This is a genomic window from Parendozoicomonas verongulae (genome assembly GCF_009711465.1).
Lineage (GTDB): Bacteria > Pseudomonadota > Gammaproteobacteria > Pseudomonadales > Endozoicomonadaceae > Sansalvadorimonas > Sansalvadorimonas verongulae.
Genome location: NZ_SMME01000540.1, coordinates 1 through 1,284 on the forward strand (window position 1 = coordinate 1; position 1,284 = coordinate 1,284).

Below are 1,284 nucleotides of genomic sequence, written 5' to 3' on the forward strand. Positions count from 1 at the left end.
GCTGCGTGAAGCTATCTACCTGCGCCCACTGTCTGAAGGGTAAGTCTCTATGCAGCATACAGCCTTAACTGCAGGCCAGCCGTTCCCACAAATAACGGTCAAAACTGTTGATGGCGGACAGCTTGACCTTGGTTGCCCAAAAACTGGTCTTGATTGGCAGCTGGTTGTCGTTTACCGTGGCGCTCACTGCCCACTGTGTACTCGATATCTAAATCAGCTCAATGAGCGACTGGTTGAGTTCAATAGGTTAGGTGTAGATGTTGTGGCTGTTTCTGCGGACTCTCAGGAAAAAGCACAGGGGCAGCTGGCTGATATTGCCCCTGCCTACCCTGTAGGTTTTGGGCTGACCATTAAGCAGATGCAACAGCTTGGTCTTTATATCTCTGAGCCTCGCTCATCCCAGGAGGCTGACGCACCGTTTGCCGAGCCGGGACTGTTTGTAGTGAATGAACAGGGTGCCGTTCAGATTATTGATATCGCTAATGCTCCATTTACCCGTCCGGATCTGGATGCACTTTTGATGGGGCTTGGTTTTATCAAGAATCCAGCTAACAACTACCCCATTCGGGGAACATTTGTGAGTTAAGGTTTTATAAAGGCTGGCGGGACGCTACTGCTAACTGATTGTTAAGGTGTAAGGAATATGACACAGGCACTTCTACTTATCGATATTCAGAACGACTACTTCGCTGATGGCAAGTGGTCTCTTCACAATATGGAAGCCAGTGCAGGCAAGGCTGCACAAGTGCTACAGCATGCGCGGGAGAATGGCCAGCTGGTTGTTCATGTTCGCCATGAGAATATTGATGAAGGCGCTCCTTTTTTTGTACCAGAGACAAAAGGAGCTGAAATTCACAGCAGTGTTGCTCCTCTGGAAGGTGAACCGGTTGTACTAAAAAACCAGGTGAACTCTTTCCTGCAAACCAACCTTAAAGAGCTGCTGGATGAAAACGGCATCGAAACTCTCACTATTGTGGGTAGTATGAGCCATATGTGCGTGGATGCCGTTGTACGTGCAGCGTCTGACTTTGGCTATAAGGTGACTGTTGTAGAGGATGCCTGTGCAACCCACGACATAGAGTTTGCTGGAAGAACAGTTTCCGCTCCGGATGCTCACGCAGCATTTATGTTTGCTCTTAGCTTTGCCTACGCTGAGGTTAAAACAACGGCTGAGTATTTGGGCTGAGAAAAAAAGCCATGCATATTTTGCATGGCCCCCCCCTAAGTCTGCAGGCCGTACACGGCATCACCGCGGACTTTAAAGTTTGAGAGTGAAAGATATGA

General features: G+C 48.8%; 2 protein-coding genes. Both read left to right on the plus strand.

Annotated elements, in window-relative coordinates; genetic code table 11:
- Nucleotides 1-49 precede the first annotated feature (49 nt).
- Nucleotides 50-586 (plus strand): redoxin domain-containing protein, encoded by a 537-nt coding sequence (locus E1189_RS01360; protein ID WP_155158310.1) that lies wholly within the window; start codon nucleotides 50-52, stop codon nucleotides 584-586.
- A gap of 57 nt (nucleotides 587-643) precedes the next feature.
- Complete coding sequence (locus tag E1189_RS01365) at nucleotides 644-1,186, plus strand: cysteine hydrolase family protein (protein WP_155158311.1); 543 nt, start codon at nucleotides 644-646, stop codon at nucleotides 1,184-1,186.
- Nucleotides 1,187-1,284 lie beyond the last annotated feature (98 nt).

What these genes read in the sequence shown, in the direction of transcription:
- E1189_RS01360 (WP_155158310.1), top strand. Translation starts at nt 50, where the DNA reads ATGCAGCATACAGCCTTAACTGCAGGCCAGCCGTTCCCACAAATAACG.
- E1189_RS01365 (WP_155158311.1), top strand. Translation starts at nt 644, where the DNA reads ATGACACAGGCACTTCTACTTATCGATATTCAGAACGACTACTTCGCT.